Annotated in this window: 3 protein-coding genes and 1 pseudogene; 1 reads left to right on the plus strand and 3 read right to left on the minus strand. The window is 60.2% G+C overall.

The features are described 5' to 3' along the window. Nucleotides 1-323, minus strand: a pseudogene (locus tag EN750_RS26035) (hypothetical protein); the annotation flags it as partial. Between the two features lie 186 nt (nucleotides 324-509). Here EN750_RS26035 and EN750_RS26040 point away from each other — a divergent pair. Beyond that, complete coding sequence (locus tag EN750_RS26040) at nucleotides 510-1,925, plus strand: adenylate/guanylate cyclase domain-containing protein (protein WP_127319622.1); 1,416 nt, start codon at nucleotides 510-512, stop codon at nucleotides 1,923-1,925. A 127-nt stretch (nucleotides 1,926-2,052) separates the two neighbouring features. Here the strand turns inward: EN750_RS26040 and EN750_RS26045 are convergent, their stop codons facing one another. Both EN750_RS26045 and EN750_RS26050 read right to left on the minus strand, forming a co-directional pair. Next, nucleotides 2,053-2,532 carry a class I SAM-dependent methyltransferase gene (locus EN750_RS26045; protein WP_023809557.1) on the minus strand — a complete coding sequence of 160 codons (480 nt, stop codon included), beginning with the start codon at nucleotides 2,530-2,532 and terminating at the stop codon, nucleotides 2,053-2,055. A gap of 206 nt (nucleotides 2,533-2,738) precedes the next feature. Continuing rightward, nucleotides 2,739-3,146 (minus strand): ABC transporter permease (locus EN750_RS26050; RefSeq protein WP_145967917.1); only part of this gene is annotated, 408 nt, incomplete at its 5' end.

Below are 3,146 nucleotides of genomic sequence, written 5' to 3' on the forward strand. Positions count from 1 at the left end.
AAGTTGAAATAGCCGAGATTGATGAACGAAGCCGCCGAAACGATGACGGTGAAGATGAAGGCCATGACAAGCACTAGCCTGCCTGGCGACCAGCGATTCCAGACCAGCAGCGCCGCCATCACGGCCATTTCGGCGGTGTAGAAGCCGCCGAGGAAGCGGGCGTTGAACGGCGTGACGGCCCAAGGCCAGCGCGGCCTGACCAGCGCAGGCGCGAAAAAAAGGCCGGCGCCGACGATCAGGACGATGATGATCCCCGCCGAGAAAAGCCGCAAGGCCGCGGGAAATGGCGGGTTGTCGGGTGTCGGCGCGGGAGAAAGTCCCAAAGATGAATACCCCATGGACCCACCATAGTACCGCTTGGGATCGGTGAAAATCCCGACGGATTGACACGTCGGCGGGCTTTTCCATTCGAATGGCCGTACGATCCGTTTCGAAGTAAGATGGAGCGCTCGGAACGAAGACCGGTTCCGGTCAACCACCTCGGGGGTGCATTTTCCGGAGACTGCACGATGACCGAAATTCAGGATCTGTTCTCGCTTTTGCGGCAATCGACCGATGTCGATCCCCAGGCAATCGACGCGATCCGGCGGACCATCGCGGAAGGCAAGGATCATGAACTTTGCCGCATCAATGTGCCGGCTTTCGCCAGCAAGCATGGCCTCGACGAGGAACGCGCCATAAGCGCCTTCCTCCATGCGGCGCGGGTGGGCATCTTCGACATTTCATGGAATGTTCTGTGCCCCGGCTGTGGCGGCGTGCTCGACACCAACGCTACGCTGAAAACCCTGCAGAAGGACGAATACACCTGTGCGCTATGCTCCGAAGGCTATTCGCCGACCCTCGATGAGATGGTCGAGGTGACATTCACCGTCAGCCCTCGCGTGCGCAGGATTGCCGCCCACAATCCACACGAACTGCCATTGGTGGAATATTTTCGCCAGATTTACTGGGGATCCGGCGTCGATCTGCCGGAAGAGGGTTTGGCGAAAAACATAGAAGCGTTCTCGCTGGAGGATATCGAGCTGGCGCCGGGTGAAAAGGCCGTTCTGCCCATACAGCTTCCGTCCGAATTCATCATCGTCTTCGAGCCGGTCACCCATTCAGCGCAGTTCATCGACGCGAAGGGCGAACCAACAAAAGAGCGGCGAAGCCTGTCGTTGGCTTTCGACCGCGACCATGTCCAGAACCAGACACTGGAAATGCAACCCGGTCCGCTGCGTATTTCGCTGGAAAACAGGACCGACACCCGCGTGCTGCCGGCAGTCTTCATCGCCGGCGAGGCATTGCATAATCTCCTGGGCAAACGCCGGCCTTTTCTGACCGCCAAGCGCCTGCTCACCAACCAGACGTTCCGCGACCTCTATCGTACGGATACGCTCGACATCAACCAGCGCCTGAAGATCACCAGCCTCACCTTCCTGTTCACCGACCTGCGCGGATCGACCGCGCTTTACGAGCGGGTGGGCGACCTTTCAGCCTTCGATCTCGTGCGCGTGCATTTCCAGGTTCTGCACGAGATCGTCGCGGCGGAGGCAGGCGCGGTGGTGAAGACCATCGGTGATGCGGTGATGGCGACATTCGCGACGCCTGATCGCGCGATGGCTGCGGCCCTCAGGATGCGTGATGCCATGCGTGCGCTCAATGACAGAAGCGGGCGCGAGGATCTGCTGCTCAAGATCGGTGTCCATGCCGGCCCCTGCATCGCCGTGTCCATGAACGAGCGACAGGACTATTTCGGCCAGACGGTCAACATTGCTTCACGGGTCCAGAACCTGGCCAACGCACAGGCTATCTTCGCAACCCGCGCGGTGGTCGACGACAATCTCACCGCCGATCTGTTGCGTAGGAACGCTCTGACGCCCGTGCCTCACGAAGTCTCGCTGCGCGGCATCGAGCGGGAGATCGCGGTGTATACAATCCCCTGAGCAATTGGGCCGTCCAGAGCAATCCCAGGGAAAGTGTAAACGGTTTTTCGGGAAAAACGCGTAGCACTTTCCCTTGGAATTGCAGTAGAGCAGCGTTTGCGTGAAAAGATGAGGCGCTCTCGGCCGCTCACACGCGCTTGCAGAGGAAATAACGATCGGCGGGCTCTGAAGTCGGCGCCGGGAGGCGTTGCAGCAGCGGGTGATCGAGCGGCGTGCCACTGACCGCGAAGCCGCCGACCCGAAGCAGGCTCGCAATCAGATCGGGAAGCCAGGTAGCAGTCACTGCATCCCGATCGTCATAGCCGGTGCCGATGTCGGCATGTACAAGGGCGGCTTCGATGCCAATGAACTTGCGGGCCGTCTCGCGTATTTCGCCGAGCACGAGGTTTTCGGCTTCGGGAATTGAGCTGGCATGTGCGCCGACTTCGCGGTCGAACACCACGATCCGGCGCCCGGGCAGGCGCTCGCGCAGATGGTGGAACGTCCGACCGTTGCCGAGGCCGAGCTCGAGTACAAGCCCCTCCATCTTCGCCACCTCGACGCAGACTTGGTCGAGAATGTCGCGCTGTGCGGTCATCCTGCTGATGAAATTCTCGAGGCGACTCATATGCTTTTGTGTGTCCTGAACCAGAAAGAGATCGTCAATGCCGCCGACAAGAACTGTTCACGGGTGAATCCCGAAGGCGTAGTGCGAAACTCGATCACGTGTCGGCACATATAGAGGAGGACCATGAACACTGCAACAACCGTACAGGCAGCCGGCAGGATCATACCGGGTGGAATAGGCGGCACGGCGCGCGGCAAAATAACAACTCATTTGTAGGGATCTGCGGCGTCCCGCAAGCCGTCACCGAGGAAGTTAAACGCCATGATGACGAGAATGACGGGAAGCATCGGCAAAAGCAGCCATGGATAGAATGCGATCACGCTGACGCTGCGCGCCTCGGTGAGCAGGATGCCCCAGCTGGTTATCGGCGCTCTCAGGCCGAGCCCGAGGAAGCTCAGCGCCGTCTCACCCAGGATCATGCCGGGAATGGAGAGCGTCGCCGTGGCGATCAGATGCGACATGAAGCCGGGAATGAGATGCCGGCCGATGATGCGGCTGCTCCCGGCGCCCATCAATTGCGCGGCCAGAACGTAATCCTCTTCGCGCAAGGCCAGAAGCTTTGAACGCACGGCCCGCGCCAGTCCGGTCCAGTCGAGCACTCCGAGGATCACGGT

This window comes from Mesorhizobium sp. M7A.F.Ca.ET.027.03.2.1 (assembly GCF_003999175.1).
Lineage (GTDB): Bacteria > Pseudomonadota > Alphaproteobacteria > Rhizobiales > Rhizobiaceae > Mesorhizobium.

Bases quoted from the DNA above. Each gene is read 5' to 3' on its own strand.
- EN750_RS26040 (WP_127319622.1), top strand. From the start codon at position 510: ATGACCGAAATTCAGGATCTGTTCTCGCTTTTGCGGCAATCGACCGAT.
- EN750_RS26045 (WP_023809557.1), bottom strand. From the start codon at position 2,532: ATGAGTCGCCTCGAGAATTTCATCAGCAGGATGACCGCACAGCGCGAC.